The 17996-nt window shown below is 68.2% G+C and carries 14 protein-coding genes; 9 read left to right on the top strand and 5 right to left on the bottom strand.

All coding sequences use genetic code 11. The features are described from left to right. Window positions 1-19 precede the first annotated feature (19 nt). Entirely contained in the window at window positions 20-2125 is a 2106-nt protein-coding gene (locus tag OHA10_RS30860; protein WP_371402269.1) for a Xaa-Pro dipeptidyl-peptidase, read from the top strand. Here OHA10_RS30860 and OHA10_RS30855 read toward each other — a convergent pair. Both OHA10_RS30855 and OHA10_RS30850 read right to left on the bottom strand, forming a co-directional pair. Further along, the gene (locus tag OHA10_RS30855; RefSeq protein WP_371402268.1) at window positions 2118-2747 is read right to left on the bottom strand and encodes an HAD family hydrolase; all 630 of its coding nucleotides are present in this window, start codon (window positions 2745-2747) and stop codon (window positions 2118-2120) included. The two genes, OHA10_RS30860 and OHA10_RS30855, sit on opposite strands and share 8 nt — an antisense overlap. Before the next feature lie 45 nt (window positions 2748-2792). Further along, window positions 2793-4877: a type IIA DNA topoisomerase subunit B gene (locus tag OHA10_RS30850; RefSeq protein ID WP_371402267.1), complete on the bottom strand. Its 2085-nt coding sequence runs from the start codon at window positions 4875-4877 to the stop codon at window positions 2793-2795. Window positions 4878-5268: 391 nt separating this feature from the next. Here OHA10_RS30850 and OHA10_RS30845 point away from each other — a divergent pair, with 391 nt between their 5' ends. After that, window positions 5269-5499 (top strand): hypothetical protein, encoded by a 231-nt coding sequence (locus tag OHA10_RS30845; protein ID WP_371402266.1) that lies wholly within the window; start codon window positions 5269-5271, stop codon window positions 5497-5499. Between the two features lie 94 nt (window positions 5500-5593). Here the strand turns inward: OHA10_RS30845 and OHA10_RS30840 are convergent, their stop codons facing one another. Continuing rightward, window positions 5594-7069 (bottom strand): PLP-dependent aminotransferase family protein, encoded by a 1476-nt coding sequence (locus tag OHA10_RS30840; RefSeq protein ID WP_371402265.1) that lies wholly within the window; start codon window positions 7067-7069, stop codon window positions 5594-5596. Window positions 7070-7123: 54 nt separating this feature from the next. Here OHA10_RS30840 and OHA10_RS30835 point away from each other — a divergent pair, with 54 nt between their 5' ends. Next, window positions 7124-7747 (top strand): LysE family translocator, encoded by a 624-nt coding sequence (locus tag OHA10_RS30835; RefSeq protein WP_371402264.1) that lies wholly within the window; start codon window positions 7124-7126, stop codon window positions 7745-7747. Here the strand turns inward: OHA10_RS30835 and OHA10_RS30830 are convergent. Beyond that, on the bottom strand, window positions 7705-9717 hold the full coding sequence (locus OHA10_RS30830; protein ID WP_371402263.1) for a glycogen debranching N-terminal domain-containing protein: 2013 nt from the start codon (window positions 9715-9717) through the stop codon (window positions 7705-7707). The two genes, OHA10_RS30835 and OHA10_RS30830, sit on opposite strands and share 43 nt — an antisense overlap. Window positions 9718-9758: 41 nt before the next feature. Between OHA10_RS30830 and OHA10_RS30825 the strand changes: the two genes are divergently transcribed. The 5 genes from OHA10_RS30825 to OHA10_RS30805 all read left to right on the top strand — a co-directional run bounded on the left by OHA10_RS30825 (window position 9759) and on the right by OHA10_RS30805 (window position 15586). Further along, window positions 9759-10244 (top strand): DUF456 domain-containing protein, encoded by a 486-nt coding sequence (locus OHA10_RS30825; protein ID WP_371402262.1) that lies wholly within the window; start codon window positions 9759-9761, stop codon window positions 10242-10244. A 148-nt stretch (window positions 10245-10392) separates the two neighbouring features. Further along, on the top strand, window positions 10393-10917 hold the full coding sequence (locus tag OHA10_RS30820; protein ID WP_371402261.1) for a DUF5666 domain-containing protein: 525 nt from the start codon (window positions 10393-10395) through the stop codon (window positions 10915-10917). Between the two features lie 72 nt (window positions 10918-10989). Continuing rightward, a complete protein-coding gene (locus tag OHA10_RS30815) occupies window positions 10990-11691 on the top strand; it encodes a response regulator transcription factor (RefSeq protein WP_130385800.1) in 702 nt (233 codons plus the stop codon). Then, on the top strand, window positions 11691-13190 hold the full coding sequence (locus OHA10_RS30810) for a sensor histidine kinase (RefSeq protein ID WP_371402260.1): 1500 nt from the start codon (window positions 11691-11693) through the stop codon (window positions 13188-13190). Before OHA10_RS30815 ends, OHA10_RS30810 begins: the two co-directional genes overlap by 1 nt. 263 nt (window positions 13191-13453) lie before the next feature. Beyond that, on the top strand, window positions 13454-15586 hold the full coding sequence (locus OHA10_RS30805; protein ID WP_371402259.1) for a DUF222 domain-containing protein: 2133 nt from the start codon (window positions 13454-13456) through the stop codon (window positions 15584-15586). Window positions 15587-15942: 356 nt separating this feature from the next. On the opposite strand, the gene OHA10_RS30800 is transcribed toward OHA10_RS30805, so the two are convergent. Continuing rightward, window positions 15943-16188: a hypothetical protein gene (locus OHA10_RS30800; protein WP_371402258.1), complete on the bottom strand. Its 246-nt coding sequence runs from the start codon at window positions 16186-16188 to the stop codon at window positions 15943-15945. Window positions 16189-16565: 377 nt separating this feature from the next. Here OHA10_RS30800 and rox point away from each other — a divergent pair, with 377 nt between their 5' ends. Further along, complete coding sequence (rox, locus tag OHA10_RS30795) at window positions 16566-17996, top strand: rifampin monooxygenase (RefSeq protein WP_371402257.1); 1431 nt, start codon at window positions 16566-16568, stop codon at window positions 17994-17996.

The following is a 17996-nucleotide window of genomic DNA, read 5'->3' as shown; positions in this document are numbered from 1 at the left end:
TGCTGGGAGGGACCTACGCATGAGGATCCGACTTCTGGTCAGCGCTGCGGCAGCGACCGCACTCGTGGCAGCGGCAGTCGCCGGTCCCGCGCAGGCGTCGCAGCACGCGACCTCCGCAGTACCGACGTTTGTCGACGGTCTCGCCCAGGCGGTCTTCTCGACCAACCCCGCCGATTGGTACAGCGGTGAGGTGTGGGTCCAGGCGCCGTTCGACAGCGACCACGACGGCAAGCCGGACCGGATCCACGCCGACTTCACCGCGCCGCCGGAGGTCCTCACCCAGGGCCTGAAGGTGCCGGTCATCTTCGAGGACAGTCCGTACTACGCGGGGACGGCGGACGAGTACAGCAACTGGGGTGTCGACCACGAGCTGGGTTCGCCGCCGGCGTCACGCCCGCGCGCGCCGTTCTGGGCGGCGTTCGACACCAGCCCGGTGATCAGCACCGTCTACGAGTCGACGTGGGTGCCACGCGGGTTCGCCGTGGTCCACGCGGAGTCGCCGGGCACCGGTCATTCGGATGGCTGCCCGACGTCCGGCGGCAGGAACGAGACGTTGGCCGCGAAGGCGGTGATCGACTGGCTCAACGGTCGGGCCCGCGCGTACACGACCAAGGACGGCTCGACCCGAGCAGTCGCGAGCTGGACGACCGGGAACGTCGGCATGATCGGCACGTCGTACAACGGCACGCTGCCGGAGGCTGTGGCGACGACCGGGGTGGCCGGTCTGAAGGCGATCGTGCCGATCTCGGCGATCTCCGACTGGTACGACTACTACCGCGCCAACGGCATGGTCCGGGCGCCGCACTCGTCGTCCAACCCGTCGGGCAACAACAACGCGTTCCAGGGCGAGGACCTCGACGTACTGGCCGACGTCGTCTACTCGCGGCTCGACGAGACCGGCGCGCGGACCATCTGCCAGCCGGTGATCGACGACATCGAGCAGCACATCGACCGCGCCACCGGGAACCGGAACAGCTTCTGGCAGGAACGCGACTACATGAAGGACGTGCGCAACGTCCACGCCGCGACCCTGCTTGCCCATGGCAACAACGACTTCAACGTGATGACGAAGAACGCGGCCCAGTTCTACGACGCGCTGAAGAAGCAGCACGTGCCGCACATGTTCTACTTCCACCAGGGCGGCCACGGCGGCGCGCCGCCCGACGTACTCATCAACTACTGGTTCACCCGGTACCTGTACGGCGTGCAGAACGGGGTCGAGCGGTTGCCGCGGTCGTGGGTCGTCCGCGAAGCCGCGTCGTGTCCCCCGCGTCAGACGACGGTGGCCGGAGAGCAGTCCAATACGGCGACGCTCACGGTGGCGGATACGCGGCCGTTCCGGATCGGGTTCTCGTTGACCGTGCCGCAGACCAACGCCGACGGCACGATCAGCACCACGACCCGGCTGATCGCGAAGATCCCCGACCAGACTCATCTGGTCCTTGTCTCCCCAGTGGCCACCGCGGCCGGCCAGAAGGTGGCTGATGGCGCGACCGTCAGCCTGCAATGCAGCAACGCCAATCCGACACCGTACGCCGAGTGGCCGGACCCGGCCGCCGGTCAGGCAGGACTCGAGCTCACCCCGGGGGCACCGACCCGCGGCGGGCTGACCTTCAAGCCATCCAAGTCCGGCACCGAGACTCTCACCGACGACGCCTCGATCCCCGGCATCACCTCGGCGAACGCGCCGTCCTCCGGCGTTCGGCTGGTGTACCAGACGCCGCCGCTCACCAAGCCGGTGCGCATCAGTGGTACGCCGTCGGCGAGGCTGCAGTTGGCCTTCAGCGCATCGAAGGCGAACGTGACGGCCGCCCTGGTCAGCTACCCGCCGACCGGCAACGGCACGATCCTCACCCGCGGCTGGATCGACCCCGCCAACCGGTTGTCCGACTGGACCGACGCACCGGTCAGGCCCGGCAAGATGTACCGAATGAACGTCGACCTCCAGCCGAAGGACACCGTCGTACCGGCAGGCAACCGCCTCGCCCTGATGGTCCTGTCAAGCGACCGCGACTTCACCATCCGGCCTGCTCCCGGCACCCGGCTGACCCTCGACCTCTCCCACAGCTCGATCGACATCCCGGTGGTCGGCGGCCGCAAAGCACTGGCCGACGCGTTCAACTAGTCAGGACAGCGAAGGCTTCGAGCACCGAGTCGAAGTGATGATCCGCAACCGGTGAGTCCACCGCATGGTGGTTGCCGATGCGGATCGTCCTCAGGCCCGCGTTGATGCCGCCGGCGATGTCGTACGCCGGATGATCGCCGACCATCCACCCACCTTCGAGCCCGGCACCCGCACCCTCCGCCGCGATGGCGAAGATGCGGGCGTCGGGCTTCCGCACGCCGACGGCTTCCGAGATGCAGCAGTAGTCCACCGCGCGATCGATCCCGGTGTGCGCGAGCTTCCGGGTCTGCTGGACGACGCCACCGTTCGTCACCACGGCCACCCGCCACCCCGCCGTACGCAACGACTCCAAGCCATCCAGCACAGCAGGCTCGACCCAGGTGAACGACGGATGCTCGCGGTCGTAGTCGTCGACCGAGATGCCTGCCCCGAACTCCTTCTCGAAGGCGGCGAACAATTCACCCCGCGGGGTGAATCCGCCGTTGTCATGAGCAACCAGCCGGTCGACCGCCGCCGGATCCAGCCCGGCGCGGTCGACCCACCACCGCGCCCACGCCACGAACGCCGCGTCCCGATCGATCAACGTGTTGTCGAGGTCGAAGCAGACCAGGCGCGGCGTCATGGCTCAAGCCTCACACAGCGGTCCACCTCCAGGTAACGCGTAGGCTCAGACGTCGATGCGGTTCTCGTCCAGCTCGTAGGCGCCCTGGACCAGGAACTCCTTGCGAGGCGCGACGTCGTTGCCCATCAGGAGATCGAACACCTTGGCCGCCTCCTCCGCGTGGTCGACCGTGATCCGGCGGAGCGTGCGGTGGCGCGGGTCCATGGTGGTCTCCGCCAGCTGGTCGGCGTCCATCTCACCGAGACCCTTGTAACGCTGCGGCGGCTCCTTCCAGCGGACGCCCTTCTTCATCAGCTCGGCCGTCTTCCGCTGGTACTCGGCGTCGCTGTAGGTGTACAGGTATTTCTCCTGACCCTTCTTCGGGTTCGTCAGCTCGAACCGGTGCAGCGGCGGCACTGCGGTGTAGACCCGCCCCGCCTCCACCAGCGGTCGCATGTACCGGAAGAACAGGGTCGCGAGCAGGCAGCGGATGTGGGCGCCGTCGGAGTCGGCGTCGGCCATGAAGATGATCTTCCCGTACCGCGCCTGCTCCAGGTCGAACGTCCGGCCGGAGCCGGCGCCGACGACCTGGATGATCGACGCGCACTCGACGTTCTTCAGCATGTCGCCGACGGACGCCTTCTGCACGTTGAGGATCTTGCCCCGGATCGGCAGTAGCGCCTGGAACTCCGAGCTGCGCGCGAGCTTCGCCGTACCGAGGGCCGAATCACCCTCGACGATGAACAGCTCGGACCGGTCGACGTCGTTGCTGCGGCAGTCGGCCAGCTTCGCCGGCAGCGCCGACGACTCCAGCGCGGTCTTGCGCCGCTGCAGCTCCCGGTGCTGACGGGCCGCCACCCGCGTCCGCGACGCGGCGACGACCTTCTCCAGTACGGCGCGCGCCTGCGCCTTGTGTTCACGCTTGGTCGACGTCAGGAACGCCTCGAGCTCCGACTGCACGACCTTCGCCACGATCCGCGACGCCGCCGGCGTGCCGAGAACTTCCTTGGTCTGGCCGTCGAACTGCGGCTCGGCCAGCCGGACCGTCACGACCGCGGTCATGCCTTCGAGCACGTCGTCCTTGATGATCTCCTCGCCGCTCTTCAGCAGCCGGGTGCCATCAAGTGCATTCGTGAAACTCTTCGCCAGCGCGCGCTCGAACCCGTTGACGTGAGTGCCGCCCTTCGGCGTGGCCACGATGTTCACGAACGAGCGCAGCTCGGTCTCGTACCCGTCGCCCCAGCGGACCGCGATGTCGACGTCCAGGTCGCGCTCGACGTCCGACGGCGTCATGTGGCCGGCGTCGTCGAGCATCGGAACGGTCTCGGTGAAGTGGCCCGTCCCGGTCAGCCGGACGACGTCGGTGACCTTCTGGTCGGTCGCCAGGAACTCGGTGAACTCGCTGATCCCGCCGTCGTGCTTGAAGTGCTCCTCGGTGACCTCGTCGCCGCGCTCGTCGCGGATCACCAGCAGCAGCCCCGGCACCAGGAACGACGTCTGCCGCGCCCGGGTCACCAGCTCGTCGTAGTTGAAGGCAGCGTCCTTGGTGAAGATCTGCCGGTCCGCCCAGTACCGGATCCGGGTGCCGGTGACACCCTTCTTCGCCCGGCCCGCCTTCCGCAGCCCCTTCGCCGGGGTGAACGACGCGTTCGCGCCGTCGCCGTCGAACTCACCCGCGACGCCGCGCCGGAACGATGCGGTCCAGACCGTGCCGCCGCGGTCCACCTCGACGTCCAGCCGCGCGGACAGCGCGTTGACCACCGAGGCGCCGACGCCGTGCAGACCGCCGGACGCGTTGTACGACCCGCCGCCGAACTTGCCGCCGGCGTGCAGCTTGGTGAAGACCACCTCGACACCGCTGAGCTTGGTCTTCGGCTCGATGTCGACCGGGATGCCGCGGGCGCGGTCCTTCACCTCGACCGAGCCGTCCTTGTGGAGGACGACGTCGATCTGGTCGCCGAAGCCGGCCAGGGCCTCGTCGACGGCGTTGTCGATGATCTCCCACAGGCAGTGCATCAGACCGCGGCTGTCGGTGGACCCGATGTACATACCGGGCCGCTTCCGGACCGCCTCGAGACCCTCGAGGACGAGCAGATGGCGGGCGTTGTACGCCGGGTCGATCTCAGTACTGCGAGGCGTCGGGGCGGCCACTTGGCTCCTTCACTGGTTCACACACTTACACGGACAGCCTATGCGGCCGCACCCCCAAAACGCGGCAGGCGGGGCCTGTCCGGGCATGCGCCGGGGAACAGGAGATGGGTGACGCGACAGGTATCGATCCGGCCTCGATTCGAAGTGGCGTACGACACTCCGATTCTCAGCACACGGTGACGGCATCATGGCGCACAGTGAGAGAAGAAGCGTCCGGCCTCCGTGGCTCACCACAAATTCGCCCGTTCACGAAACGATTCCGCGTCAACAAGCGTCATACGAGGACAGGTGGTTCGTCTCACATACGGACACGTTGTCCCCACCGGGAAGCGATCCGCGTGTCAGGATGTTGTTATCTGGTGAGTACGGAACTAGATGAGATGAGGCCTCAATGACTACAGCACTCGCCCCGAGTTCGGCCCTGTCGGCCGCGGATCGTTGTGACCGCTGCGGTGCGCAGGCCTACGTCCGAGTCACCCTGACCAGCGGTGGGGAGCTACTTTTCTGCGCCCACCACGGCCGCGAGCACTCGGAGAAGCTGCGCGACATCGCGATCACGATCCACGACGAGACGGGTCGGCTCGAAGCCACCCCGACGGTCTCGGCGGAAGAAGAGCGGTAAACCCCAAGGCTGTTCCAAACGCGCCAACGGCGGCGCCAAAGTCATACAGGCTTCGATGGCGGTTCACCCGGACGGGTGACCGCCATCCTTCCGTTCACACGACAGGTACTCCGGGGCCCGGGCCGTGCCGCCGCAGTTCCTGCCAGGCCCGCGCCAGCCGGGTCACCGCATCGTCAAGCACTTGTTCCGCGTAGGCGAACGGCACCCGCAAGTAGTCGTCGTGCGAGCCGGACGGATCCATCGCCTGGCCCGCCACCACCTCGACGCCGTGCCGCAACGCCACCTGGGCGAAGACACGCGCATCTGTGTCCGGCAGCCGGATCCACAGCGCGGACCCGCCGACCGGCACCGACCATTCCCATTCGGGCAGTCGTTCGGTCAGCAACTCCCCCATCAACTTCTTCCGCGCCGTCGCCAACCGCGCCCGCGTCGCCGTGAGCTCCGTCAGTCGCGGCAGCAACCGCGCGGTCAGTGCCTGATCGATCAACGGGCTGCCGAGATCGGCCAGCGCCTTGTGCCGGGCCAGCCGCTCCGCCAACGGTCGCGACGCGCGGATCCAGCCGATCCGCAGACCGCCCCACACGGCCTTCGACACGGACCCGATCGTGAGCACCTCGGCGTCGTCGGGCGCGTACGCCGCCAGCGGCGGGGGGATCGCCGGCCCGGACGGATCCCACGCCGAGTAGGCGTTGTCCTCGACCACCACCACGCCGTACTTCGCGGCGAGCTGGGCGACCTGCCGCCGCCGGTTCGCCGACATCAACCGGCCGGTCGGGTTGTGGAACGTCGGCATCACGAACAACATCGCCGGCTGGTGCTCCGCGAACGCCGCATCGAGCAGGTCCGGCCGGATCCCGGCATCGTCCAGCGGTACGCCGACCACCCGCCCGCCGGCGGCCCCGAACAGGTCGAAGCATCCCGGCCAACTGGGCTGCTCGATCGCGACCGCGGCGCCGTTGCGCAGGTACATCTGCGTGACCAAGGCGATCGCCTGATGGGCGCCGGTCGTCACCACGATCTCGTCCGCCGATGTGGGCAGTCCACCGCCCGTGAAGTGATCGGCGATCCGCTCACGCAGTACCGGGAGGCCGCGGGGGTGGTAGCCGACGTCTCCGAGCAGCGCGGGTAGGTCGGTGGACGCGAGGTCGATGAGCTCCGACGAGAGTTCGGGCAGGCCGGGGTCGACGGCGTACGTCAGGGAGATGACTTCGCCGGGGCCGACCGTGATCCGGTGGAACAGCGACTCGCCGTACCCGGTGGGTATCTGCTTGTCCGCTCGTGAACGACCACGCCCGGCCGCGCGTGCCACCGTCGTACCGCTGCCGCGCCGGCTCTCGACCAGGCCGCGGGCGCGGAGTTCGTCGTACGCCGCGACCACCGTCGAGCGGCTGATCGCCAGCGACTCCGCCAGCCTGCGTTCGGCCGGGAGGCGTGCGCCGACCGGGAGCTCGCTCGAGCCGATCAGAGCGGCGATCTCGTCGGCGAGCCGCCGGTACAGACCCCCGGAGCGACCGGTCAGTCGGTGGCCGATCAGGTGAGCCAGATCGAAGGGGTCTCCAGAACGGTCCACTTCTCCCCCAATTGGCTCGGGTGGACTGCTTCTCGCGCCGTCAGGCTAGTCCACATGGGAATCGGTCAGGTGCTGGGCTTCGCCGGCGCGACAGTGGTGCTGGTCGGGATGCCAGGGCCGAACAACCTGTACATCTCGCTACGCAGCCTCACCCAGGGACGCCGCGCCGGTGTGGTCTCCGCGCTGGCGATCGAGACCGGGACGCTGGTCTACATCGTCGTCACCGCGCTCGGACTTGCCGCGCTGGTGAAGGCCTCTCCCGCGCTGTTCACCGCGATCACCGTGACCGGCGCGCTCTACCTCGCCTATCTCGGCATCAAGACGCTCCGGGCGTCGGGCGCCCAGTTCGACGGCATCGCACCGGCGCCGCTGGGGCGGGTGTTCCGCGACGGTGTCGTGGTCAACCTGCTCAACCCGAAGGCCGCGCTGTTCTTCCTCGCGTTCCTCCCGCAGTTCACCACCCGCGGCGCCGGTCCGGACCAGTTGCGCACCGAGGTGCTGCTGCTCGGAGTCGGCGCGCTGCTGATCGGCCTCGTCCTCGACCTCTCGTACGCCGTCGGCGCGGATGCGATCGGCCGACGCTTCCGATCGGTCCGTACTACGGGACGCGCACGCAACCTGGTGGTCGCGGCGATCTACCTCGGGCTGTCGGCGTTCGCCCTGATCACCGCGCTCTGAGGTGCTTCGAGTACGGTCAGCTCGTCGCCGTCGAGGCGCACGGACAGCGTTTCACCGCCGAGCCGCAAACCCCTGATCTCGAGGGCATTCCAGGGCATCGACTCGGCCGGGTTGATGACCAGGGTGCCGCCCGGGACGTCCGGCTCGATGCCGAGCGCGGCCACGAGTACGGCGATCGCGGACGCGGCTGCCCACGCCTGCGGCCGGCACGACAGCGGGTACGGGGTCGGCGTGTTCTCCTCGCCCGTACCGCGACCGCCGTACAACTCCGGGAGCCGGTAGCCGAACGCCTCCGCGGCACGGACCAGGCCGTCGACGTACGACGAAGCCACGTCGGACTGACCGGTCGCGAACAGGCCCTGGACCGTCATCGCGGTGTCGTGCGGCCAGACGCTGCCGGTGTGGTAGCCGAGCGGATTGAACCGGGTCATTGCCGTGGACAACGTTCGCAGCCCGAAGCCGCTGTTGAGATCGGAGCCGGCGAGGACCTCCGCGACGACCTGCTCCTCGTCGGCGTCGAGCAGGCCGGTGCCGAGCAGGTGGCCCATGTTCGACGCACGCCCGGCGACCGGGTTCTTCGCGCCGTCGAGCGCGATCGACGGGTAGCCGTCGACCCAGAACGTCTTCCGGAAGCGTTCCTGCAGCGCCACCGCCCATTCGCGCCACTCGTCACCGGACTCGCCGTGTGCCTCGAGCAGTTCGGCGCCCTTCACCGCGGCGGCGTAGGCGTAGCCCTGGACTTCGCAGAGCGCGATCGGCGCCGTTGCGAGCGTTCCGTCGGGCCACTGGACCGCGTCGTTGGAGTCCTTCCATCCCTGGTTGGCCAGGCCGTGGCCGGACTCGTCGACGTACTCGAGGAAGCCGTCGCCGTCCGGGTCGGCGTACTCCTTCATCCAGTTCAGGGCGCGCTGCAGGTTGGGGAGCAGGTCGCGGACCTCCTCGGCCGGCATGCCCCAGCGCCAGGCCTTGTGCAGGGTCGTGATCCACAGCTGGGTCGCGTCGTGCGTGCCGTAGTACGCCGCCGGCAGGACCAGGCCGCCACCGTGGTCGGCGACCTCGGCACGCAGTTCGTGCGGGATCTTGCCGGGCTGCTCGGCCGATTCGGCGTCGATCTTCGTACCTTGCCAGGCAGCGAGCGCGCGGAGGGTGCCCGCGGCGAGGGCCGGATCGACCGGGATCAGCATGCCGGACGAGATCAGCGAGTCGCGGCCGAAGAGCGTGAGGTACCAGGGCGGGCCGGCGCCGAGATAGCGGTCGTCGCCGGCGGCCAGCTGGAGTGCACTGACGTCTTCCAGCGAGCGGCCGACCCAACGCTCGACCCGCTTGTCGTCGCAGCGGACAGTGACGTCGTACGGCGTGCGCTCGGCGGGCGGCTCGATCGAGAACCCGGTGGTCGACTTCGGGAAGTCGGCGGTGACGCGCAGGGTGATCGTGAACTCCTCCCCCGGCTCCAGCCGCGGCGTCGCCGAGACACCCGGATCGGCGGTCACGACGACTGTGGTGTCGTCCTTCTCCCACCGCGTGCGGCCAGCACCGTCCGGGAGCGATGCGACTTGCGGCAGGCTCTCGGCCGCCCCGCTGCGGACCGCCGCCGTACCGGCGAGATCGGTGCCCAGGGCAACATCCAGGCGTCCTTCGATCGCCGACCTGGAGCGGTTGACCAGCGTGATCCGCTCGGTCAGGCCGTCGTCGTCGACCGTCCGGGTGCGGTAGAGCATGACGGTCGGGTCGTGGCGGGTGTCGCCGAGTCCCTCGACCATCGCGACGTACTGTTGCGTGGCCGCGTCGCGCTCGTCCACATGCACCGGGACCGGTTCCCGGCCGTCGACGGTGACGCTCAGCCGGGACAGGATCCGCCGGTCCCGCGCGTACACCCCCTCGGCGCCGGAGCCTGTCAGCTGCCCGGATCGAGGCGAGAGAACCACCCAGGGAGCGGCGAGAGCGGTGACAAGTTCGTGGAGCGGGGACATGTCTCCACCCTAAGGGGCCTGCTTTACGGCAGAGTGTGGGTGTGGAGACTGGTGTGACCGTTCTGGTCGGGATCGCGATCTTCGTCGGGATCGTGGGTATCGTCGTGCCGATCCTGCCCGGTGCGATCCTCAGCCTGGCCGCGATCCTGGTCTGGGCGATCGTCGAGCACAGTGCGACCGGATGGATCGTGTTCGCGATCACCGTGGTGTTGATCGGTGCCAGTCAGGTGGTCAAGTACGTCGTACCGGAGCGGCGGCTCCGCGAGGCCGGCGTACCGCGCCGCTCGATGATCGTCGGGGTTCTGCTCGGCATCGTCGGGTTCTTCGTGATCCCGGTGATCGGGATGTTCATCGGCTTCCCGGTCGGCGTCTACGTCTCCGAGCTGCAGCGGCTGCGGACGCACGCCGCCGCGTGGACCTCGACCAAGCACGCGCTGCGTGAAACCGGGGTCTCGATTCTGATCGAGCTCATCGGTACGTCGCTGGCCGCGGCGGTCTGGCTGATCGCCGTGCTCTTCGTCGTCTGACCTGCGAGCTGAACTGCCAGCTCAACTGCCAGCTGAACTGCCAGCTGATTCTCAGGCTGGGCGGAGCGTCGTCTCAGTTCCGTGGTGCAGCGTGGGAAGACCCAGTGCCAGGTGACGGCCCGGCACGCAGTACGGAAGGCACAGCAGCATGAAGCTTTCGCAGAAGCGATGGCGGCTGATCGGCACCGTGGCCGCGGTTGCCGCGACCACTACCGCCGGCGGGGTCGCCTGGGCGGCCACCAACGCGGATCCGACGCCGTCGCCCTCGGCGTCGCCGTCCACGCCCGGGCAGCAACAGAAGCCCGACCGGCCCGGGAAGGGCTTCGGCCCACGTGGTGAGTTCGGGTTCGGCGGCGCGCTGCACGGCGAGTTCGTCGTACCGAAGGACGGCGGTGGGTATCAGACCGTCGCGACGCAACGTGGATCGGTGACCGCGGTCAGCAAAGACTCGATCACCGTGAAGAGCGAGGACGGGTACAGCCGTACCTACAAGGTCGACGCCGAGACCCTGGTGAACTCGGCCCGGGACGGCATCTCGTCGATCAAGACGGGTAGCACCGTGAACGTGAGCGCGGTCGTGGCGGACAACACCGCGACGGCGACCATGATCAACGACGGTTCGGCCCGCGACGCGGCCGGCCAGAAGTGGGGGTTCAAGCACGGGCCACGCTGAGCGGCGGCGACTCACAGGTGATTGCCAGGAACCTTCCAGGGTTCACATGGGAACCGGCGGCACACTGTGAGCATGAGTCCGCATCTGCTGGTGGTCGACGACGAGCCGAACATCGTCGAGCTGCTGTCCGCGAGTCTGCGTTTCGCCGGGTACGACGTGACCACGGCGACCCACGGCGCCGAGGCGCTGCGCAAGGCGCGGGACGTGGAGCCCGACCTGGTGGTGCTCGACGTGATGATGCCCGGCCTGGACGGGTTCGAGGTGGTCCGCCGGCTCCGTGGTGAGGACCGGCATGTGCCGGTGCTGTTCCTCACCGCCCGGGACGCCGTCGAGGACAAGGTGCTCGGGCTGCAGACCGGTGGCGACGACTACGTCACCAAGCCGTTCAGCCTGGACGAACTGGTCGCCCGGGTGCGTGCGCTGCTGCGCCGGTCCGGTCACCGCGAGCAGACCACGACCGAGGCCGCCGTACTGCGGTATGCGGACCTGGAGCTGAACGAGGACAGCTACGAGGTGTTCAAGAGCGGTCAGGCGGTCCAGCTATCTCTGACCGAGTTCAAGCTGCTGCGATGCCTGCTGGAGAACGCCGAGCGGGTGATGTCGAAGGGCCAGATCCTGTCCGCGGTGTGGAACTATGACTTCGCCGGCGACGCGGGCGTGGTCGAGTCGTACATGTCGTACCTGCGCCGCAAGGTCGACACCGGCGACCAGAAGCTGCTCCACACCGTCCGCGGGGTCGGCTACGTCCTGCGCACCCCGCGAGGCCCCAACTGATGCAACAGACCCACCGGCGGTTCGCCGACCGGTACCCGTTGCGCGTCACCATCGTCGTCGTCCTGCTGGCGCTGGTGGTGGTTGCGCTCGGAGCGTCCGGCGTGCTGGCGACGACGATCATGCGTGGGTACCTCATCGATCGCGTCGACGAGCAGCTGCAGCAGACCGCCATGCCGCTGTCACACGTCCAGCCTGATCGGCGTCCGCTGCCGCCTGGTGGCGGGCCGGCGCGGCGGCAGCTGCCTAGTCAGTTCGTGGTGCAGTTCAACGACTCAGAGGGTGCGAGCGACAACGGACCGGTCGGGTCGCGGCTGGCCGAGACGGAGCCGTTGCCGAAGCTGCCGACGCTCAACCTGAACCAGGTCCGGGCGTTGAACGGGAAGTCGTTCGACGTCGATGCTGCGTCGGGCGGCGCCAAGTGGCGGGTGCTGGCGGTACCGACCGATGACGGCCAGGGGTCGGTCATGGTGGCACAGAGCCTCAAGGAGATGGACCACACGATCCAGCGGCTCGTCGGGATCCAGGTCGCGGCCGGGGTCATCCTGCTCGTGCTGCTGGCCGGTGTCGGGACCTACGTCGTACGGCGGAGTCTGCGCGGGCTGGAGGATGTCGAGCACACCGCGGTGGCGATCGCGGGCGGGGATCTGAGTCGACGCGTACCGCAACGGGATCCGCGGACCGAGGTCGGGCGGTTGTCGCTCGCGCTGAACCAGATGCTCGGCCAGATCGAGACTGCCTTCGCGCAGCGGACGGCGTCGGAGTTCGCGGCGCGGCGATCCGAGGACGCGGCCCGGCGTTCGGAGGAGGCCGCGCGGCAGTCGGAGGACCGGATGCGGCGGTTCGTGGCGGATGCGTCGCATGAGCTGCGTACGCCGTTGACGTCGATCCGCGGGTTCGCGGAGTTGTCGCGGCAGCGTGGCGATACGACGGACTCGGACACGATGCGCCGGATCGAGGACGAGGCGAAGCGGATGGGCCTGCTCGTCGACGATCTGCTGTTGCTGGCGCGACTGGATCAGCAGCGCCCGCTCCGGATGGAATCCGTCGACCTGCTCCCGATCGCTGCCGACGCGCTCCACAACGCGCAAGCCATCCAGCCCGACCGGCGTTTGTCACTGACGATCCTGCCCGACTCGGAAGCACCCGTAGTCGAAGGCGACGAGGCCCGCCTCCGCCAGGTCCTCGGCAACCTGGTCAGCAACGCCCTCAACTACACCCCGGTCGACGCCCCCATCACCGTCTCGGTGGGCACCCGCGGCAACGAAGCCGTCCTGGAGGTCACCGACACCGGCCCCGGCCTCTCCGACGAACAAAAAGCCCGAGTCTTCGAACGCTTCTACCGAGCCGACACCGCCCGCACCCGCACCACCGGCGGCTCCGGCCTGGGCCTCTCCATCGTCGCCGCCCTGGTAGCCGCCCACAACGGCCGAGTAACCACCACCAACACCATCCCTCACGGCGCCACCTTCACCATCTACCTACCTCTCAACACGAAGTAGCTCCCGCGCACGAAGCAAGCTCCGCAGCCGCCGCCTTCCGTCCTCACCACACCCGCTCCGCGCACCGCCCCGGATCATCGCCGCCCCGCGCATCCACCTGGTCCGTCTAGCTCCGCAACCATCGGCAGCGCCTCCTACACTCTTTCCGCTAAGTTGCCAAAGGCAACATCCACAGGCTCGTCGCCTGTGGATAACCAGAATCCCTTGTATTCAAGGGATTCCGAGTTTGAGAACTGTCGGTGGCCACGTCTAGAGTTTGCTGCATGGAGCTATTGGACGAGCGACCGATCTGGTCGATGAGCGGCAGCGAGATGCTGTCGACTCTCGACCAACTCGACGCGCTGCTCGCCCGCCTCCAGACGCAGCGCCTCCAACTGATCGCCGGCCTGGAAACGGTCGGGTACGCAGAGGAGATCGGTGCCCACGACACTGTTCAACTGCTGGCCTTCCGCTACCGTCTCGACCGTCCCGAGGCTCGCCGCGACGTCCGGCTGGCAAAGGCCCTCCCGAAGTACCAAGCCGTCTCCGCAGGACTGCCTGCCGTCGACCGAGATGACGCGGAGGAGTACCTGCGCCCAGCACAGGCCGACGCGATCGTCTCGGCCCTAGAGCGCGTACCCGACACGGTGCCGATCGAGAACATCGACGTCGCCGAACGCGAACTCGTCGGCCTGGCTCGCCACCTCTCTCCGGCAGAGCTCCGCAAGGCCGGCCAACGCGTCCGCGACCTCCTCGACACCGACGGCCCCGAGCCCGACGAACACAAGGCGTACGCACGCGAGGCCCTCACCCTCTCCACCGCCCCCAACGGCGTGACATTCCGCGGCTACCTCGCCAACGAGAACGCCGAACTCCTCCGCAGCCTCATCCACGCCGGCGCCCGCCCCCACAAAACAATCGCCGGCGACCTCGACCCCCGCCCCCGCGACAAACGCCAGGCCGACGCCCTCACCACCGCCCTGACCATCGCCGCCACCACACTGGACACCACCACACCCACTCCTTCCACACCACCGCGCGCCCACCACAACCAACCCGAAGCCGCCCCGAAGCCGCGCACCACTCCAACCCACCAGAGCGGAGGCGACTCCACCCGCTCCCACGCGCAACCAACCGATCCACCAACCACGGCCCCGGTCGGCACAACCGGATCGGTAGGCACCACGGACGCAGACGATGCCGCGCGTGCGCCGGGTGCCGTGGACGCGGCGAGTGCGCTGGGTGCCGTCAGTGCCGTGGACTCCGTGGGTTCTGCGGATGCCTTGCGGGCCGTGCACCCAGTCGGTGCGGCAGGTGCCGTGGGTGCTGTGGACACTGCGGATGCCGTGGATTCCGTGGACGCGGTGGGTGCCCTGGACGCGGTGGGTGCGCTGGGTGCCGTCAGCGCCGTGGACTCCGTGGGTTCAGCAGATGCCGTTCGTGCCGTGCACCCAGTCGGTGCGGCAGGTGCCGTGGGTGCTGTGGACACTGCGGATGCCGTGGATTCCGTGGACGCGGTGGGTGCGCTGGGTGCCGTCAGCGCCGTGGACTCCGTGGGTTCAGCAGATGCCGTTCGTGCCGTGCACGCAGCCGGCGCAGCAGGTGCCGTGGATACGGTGGGTGCCGTGCACGCAATCGGCGCGGCGGGTGCCGTGGATTCCGTCGACGCGGTGGACGCGGTGGGTGCTGCGGGTGCTGCCGATGCCCTGGCGACGGCAGCCGCCGAGCCTGCGGGCGGTCTGGTTCCGGGGTTCGGGGCGAAGGCGAACATCACCGTCACCATCGATCTCGAGGATCTGAAGTCTGCTGCAGCGCACGCGATCGGCGACACCGTGTACGGCGACGGACTGTCCGCCGCCACGATCCGTCGCCTCGCCTGCGACGCCAGGATCATCCCGCTCGTACTCGGATCCAACTCCGAACCACTCGACGTCGGCCGCTCCGAACGTCTCGTCACCCGCGCCATGCGCCGCGCCCTCAACGCCCGCGACAAAGGCTGCGTCATCTGCGGCGCCCCGCCGATCATGTGCGACGCGCACCACCTCGTGTCCTGGCTCGACGGCGGCGAAACCAAGATCTCCAACCTCGCTCTCCTCTGCCGCCGCCACCACATCGACCTCCACGCCGGCGACTGGAAGATCACCATCACCAACGGCAAAGTCTCCGTCTCCCGCCCCACCTGGACAGACCCTCCAATCCACGCCACCCCACTCGATCCGAAGACCCCACCAGCCCTGACACCATCCCTCCCCGAAGCAACCCCCTCCACGATCTGGGGCAACCCTCCACCCATCCGCCCCGCACCACCCCCAGACCCCCTGAATGACCCACCCCTGCCCAACCCCTGGGCTGACCCCCCGGCCAATCCCCCACCCGATCCCTGGACCGATCCCTGGTGGACCCGCCCGGCGAGCTGACCTGGGTCTGGCCCCATGCCCAGACCGACCCAGGACAGATCCCAGGCCGACCCGCCCCGCCAGCTGACCTAGGTCTCACCCACGCCCAGACCGACCCAGGACAGATCTCTGGTGGACCCGGCGAGCTCGCCGACGTTGGGGTTGCCCGTCGCCAGGACCGAGGCTCCGATCAATGCGATGGCTGATGCTTGGATCGATGGCCCGGTCTATGCCCCACCCGTCAGCCGACTGGGCCTGCAGGAGTTCGCGCGCCTAGCCCAGCGGCCACCCCATAGGCCAGCGCGAGCCTCACAGCCCGCCAGGCTCACCCCAGCGCCGAGGGAGTTCGTCCGGTCCCGCCCATTCCTGCGCCGCCCTCAGCGCGGTCCACAAACTCGATTCCTCGGCTGGTCTTCTCGGACCAGATCCAGCCGGGCGTGGACCAGGTCGAACGGCTCCGCAGGCGGCGGCTCGCGCAGTAGGTAGAACCGGAGTAGGTAGAACCGGAGTACCTCGTGCCGGAGTACCTCGTGCCGGAGTAGGTCGAACGGAAGTACCTCGTGCCGGAGTACCTCGAGCACGCCGCCGGCTCGGCTCGATCGGTCGATGTCTGTGACCAGCACCCGGCCGACGGTTCCGAGACCCCGGCGCCGACGTCCCGACGCCGCCAACATTCGCCGAGCTCAGCGGCCACCCGTACCCTCCCGCGAGCCTCACAGGCAGCCAGGGTCAGCTGCCAGGGGAACTCGCCTGTGCCGCCCATTCCTTTGCCCGTGTCGAAACGAACAGCTTGGCGGGTGCCGCGAACCGTTCGGCGGTCTTCGAGTGTTCGACCGGGTAGGGCGGGGTGATGTAGCTTTCAAGGGACTGTGACGCTGCCAGAGGAGGTGAGACCCATGAATGCGATGTCGATATGGGTGCTCCCCCTTCCCGTCATGGTTGGGCGATCGGTGTAGGTGTCGCCGGGAGTGCCGCCAGGCTCTCCTGAAAGGCAATACCTATGGACTCCTTAGACGTCATCATCGCCGGATGCGGGCCGACGGGCGCGGTGCTCGCCTCCGAACTGCGGCTGCACGACGTGCGTGTACTCGTTCTGGACAAGGAAACCGAGCCCACATCCTTCGTCCGAATCGTCGGTCTGCACATTCGTAGTCTTGAGCTGATGGCGATGCGCGGCCTCTTGGACCGCATGCTCGAACGCGGGAGGAAGCGGCCGGCCGGCGGCTTCTTTGCTGCCATCAACAAGCCTGCGCCTGCCGGGTTGGATTCGGCCCACGCTTACCTGCTCGGCATCCCGCAGCCGGTCGTCGTTCAGCTGCTCCAGAAGCATGCGATGCACCTGGGTGCGGAGATCCGGCGCGGTTCTGCGGTGGTCGACTTTGAGCAGGACGATGACGGTGTGACGGTCCAGTTGGCCGGCGGAGAGCGGCTGCGCTCGCGTTATCTGGTCGGCTGCGACGGCTCACGCAGTACGGTGCGGAAGCTGCTCGGCGTCGGCTTCCCCGGCGAACCCTCGCGGAACGAGACGCTGATGGGCGAGCTGGAGCTGGACGTGACACAGGAGGAGCTTGCCGCCAAGGTGAGCGAGGTCCGCGAGACCTACAAGACCTTCAGCGTCACGCCGTTCGCAGACGGGATCTATCGCGTCGTCATCCCCGTCGCGGGAGTCAGCAATCACACGAAACCGCCCGCTCTCGACGACTTCAAAGACCAGCTACGCGCAATTTCCGGCACCGATTTCGGTGTGCATTCTCCGCGCTGGCTGTCGCGTTTCGGGGATGCCACCAGATTGGCCGAACGGTATCGGGTCGGGCGGGTGCTGCTGGCCGGCGACGCCGCGCATATTCACCCACCGACCGGCGGACAGGGCCTCAATCTGGGCATCCAGGACGCGATCAACCTCGGTTGGAAGCTAGCCGCACAGGTCCGCGGCTGGGCACCGGACACACTCCTGGACACCTATCACGCCGAACGTCATCCGGTTGCCGAGGACGTGCTGGACAACACCCGCGCCCAAATGGAACTACTCTCCACCGAACCAGGCGCACAAGCCGTACGCCGACTGCTCACCGAGCTGATGGACCTCGACGAGGTGAACCGTCACCTGATCGAGAAGATCACCGCGATCGACATCCGCTACGACTTCGGCGAAGGGCCCGAGCAACTCGGTCGCCGCCAACGCGACATCAAAACCAAGCAGGGCGATCTCTACAGCCTCCTCCACCACGGCCGCGGCATGCTCCTCGACCGCACCGAGCACCTCACCGTCGAGGGCTGGTCAGACCGAGTCGACCACCTCGCCGATCCCACCGCAGCAATAGATGCCCCCGGCATCCTCCTACGCCCCGACGGTCACATCGCCTGGCTCGGCAACAACCAGCAAGACCTGAACACCCACCTCACCCGCTGGTTCGGTAACCCCGCCAGCTGA

Source organism: Kribbella sp. NBC_00662, assembly GCF_041430295.1.
Classification (GTDB): Bacteria; Actinomycetota; Actinomycetes; order Propionibacteriales; family Kribbellaceae; genus Kribbella.
Note: the sequence above shows the minus strand (reverse complement) of the source record. Positions and strands in the feature narration are given on the sequence as shown.

Bases quoted from the DNA above. Each gene is read 5' to 3' on its own strand.
- OHA10_RS30860 (WP_371402269.1), top strand. From the start codon at position 20: ATGAGGATCCGACTTCTGGTCAGCGCTGCGGCAGCGACCGCACTCGTG.
- OHA10_RS30855 (WP_371402268.1), bottom strand. From the start codon at position 2,747: ATGACGCCGCGCCTGGTCTGCTTCGACCTCGACAACACGTTGATCGAT.
- OHA10_RS30845 (WP_371402266.1), top strand. From the start codon at position 5,269: ATGACTACAGCACTCGCCCCGAGTTCGGCCCTGTCGGCCGCGGATCGT.
- OHA10_RS30835 (WP_371402264.1), top strand. From the start codon at position 7,124: ATGGGAATCGGTCAGGTGCTGGGCTTCGCCGGCGCGACAGTGGTGCTG.
- OHA10_RS30830 (WP_371402263.1), bottom strand. From the start codon at position 9,717: ATGTCCCCGCTCCACGAACTTGTCACCGCTCTCGCCGCTCCCTGGGTG.
- OHA10_RS30820 (WP_371402261.1), top strand. From the start codon at position 10,393: ATGAAGCTTTCGCAGAAGCGATGGCGGCTGATCGGCACCGTGGCCGCG.
- OHA10_RS30815 (WP_130385800.1), top strand. From the start codon at position 10,990: ATGAGTCCGCATCTGCTGGTGGTCGACGACGAGCCGAACATCGTCGAG.
- OHA10_RS30810 (WP_371402260.1), top strand. From the start codon at position 11,691: ATGCAACAGACCCACCGGCGGTTCGCCGACCGGTACCCGTTGCGCGTC.
- OHA10_RS30805 (WP_371402259.1), top strand. From the start codon at position 13,454: ATGGAGCTATTGGACGAGCGACCGATCTGGTCGATGAGCGGCAGCGAG.
- rox (WP_371402257.1), top strand. From the start codon at position 16,566: ATGGACTCCTTAGACGTCATCATCGCCGGATGCGGGCCGACGGGCGCG.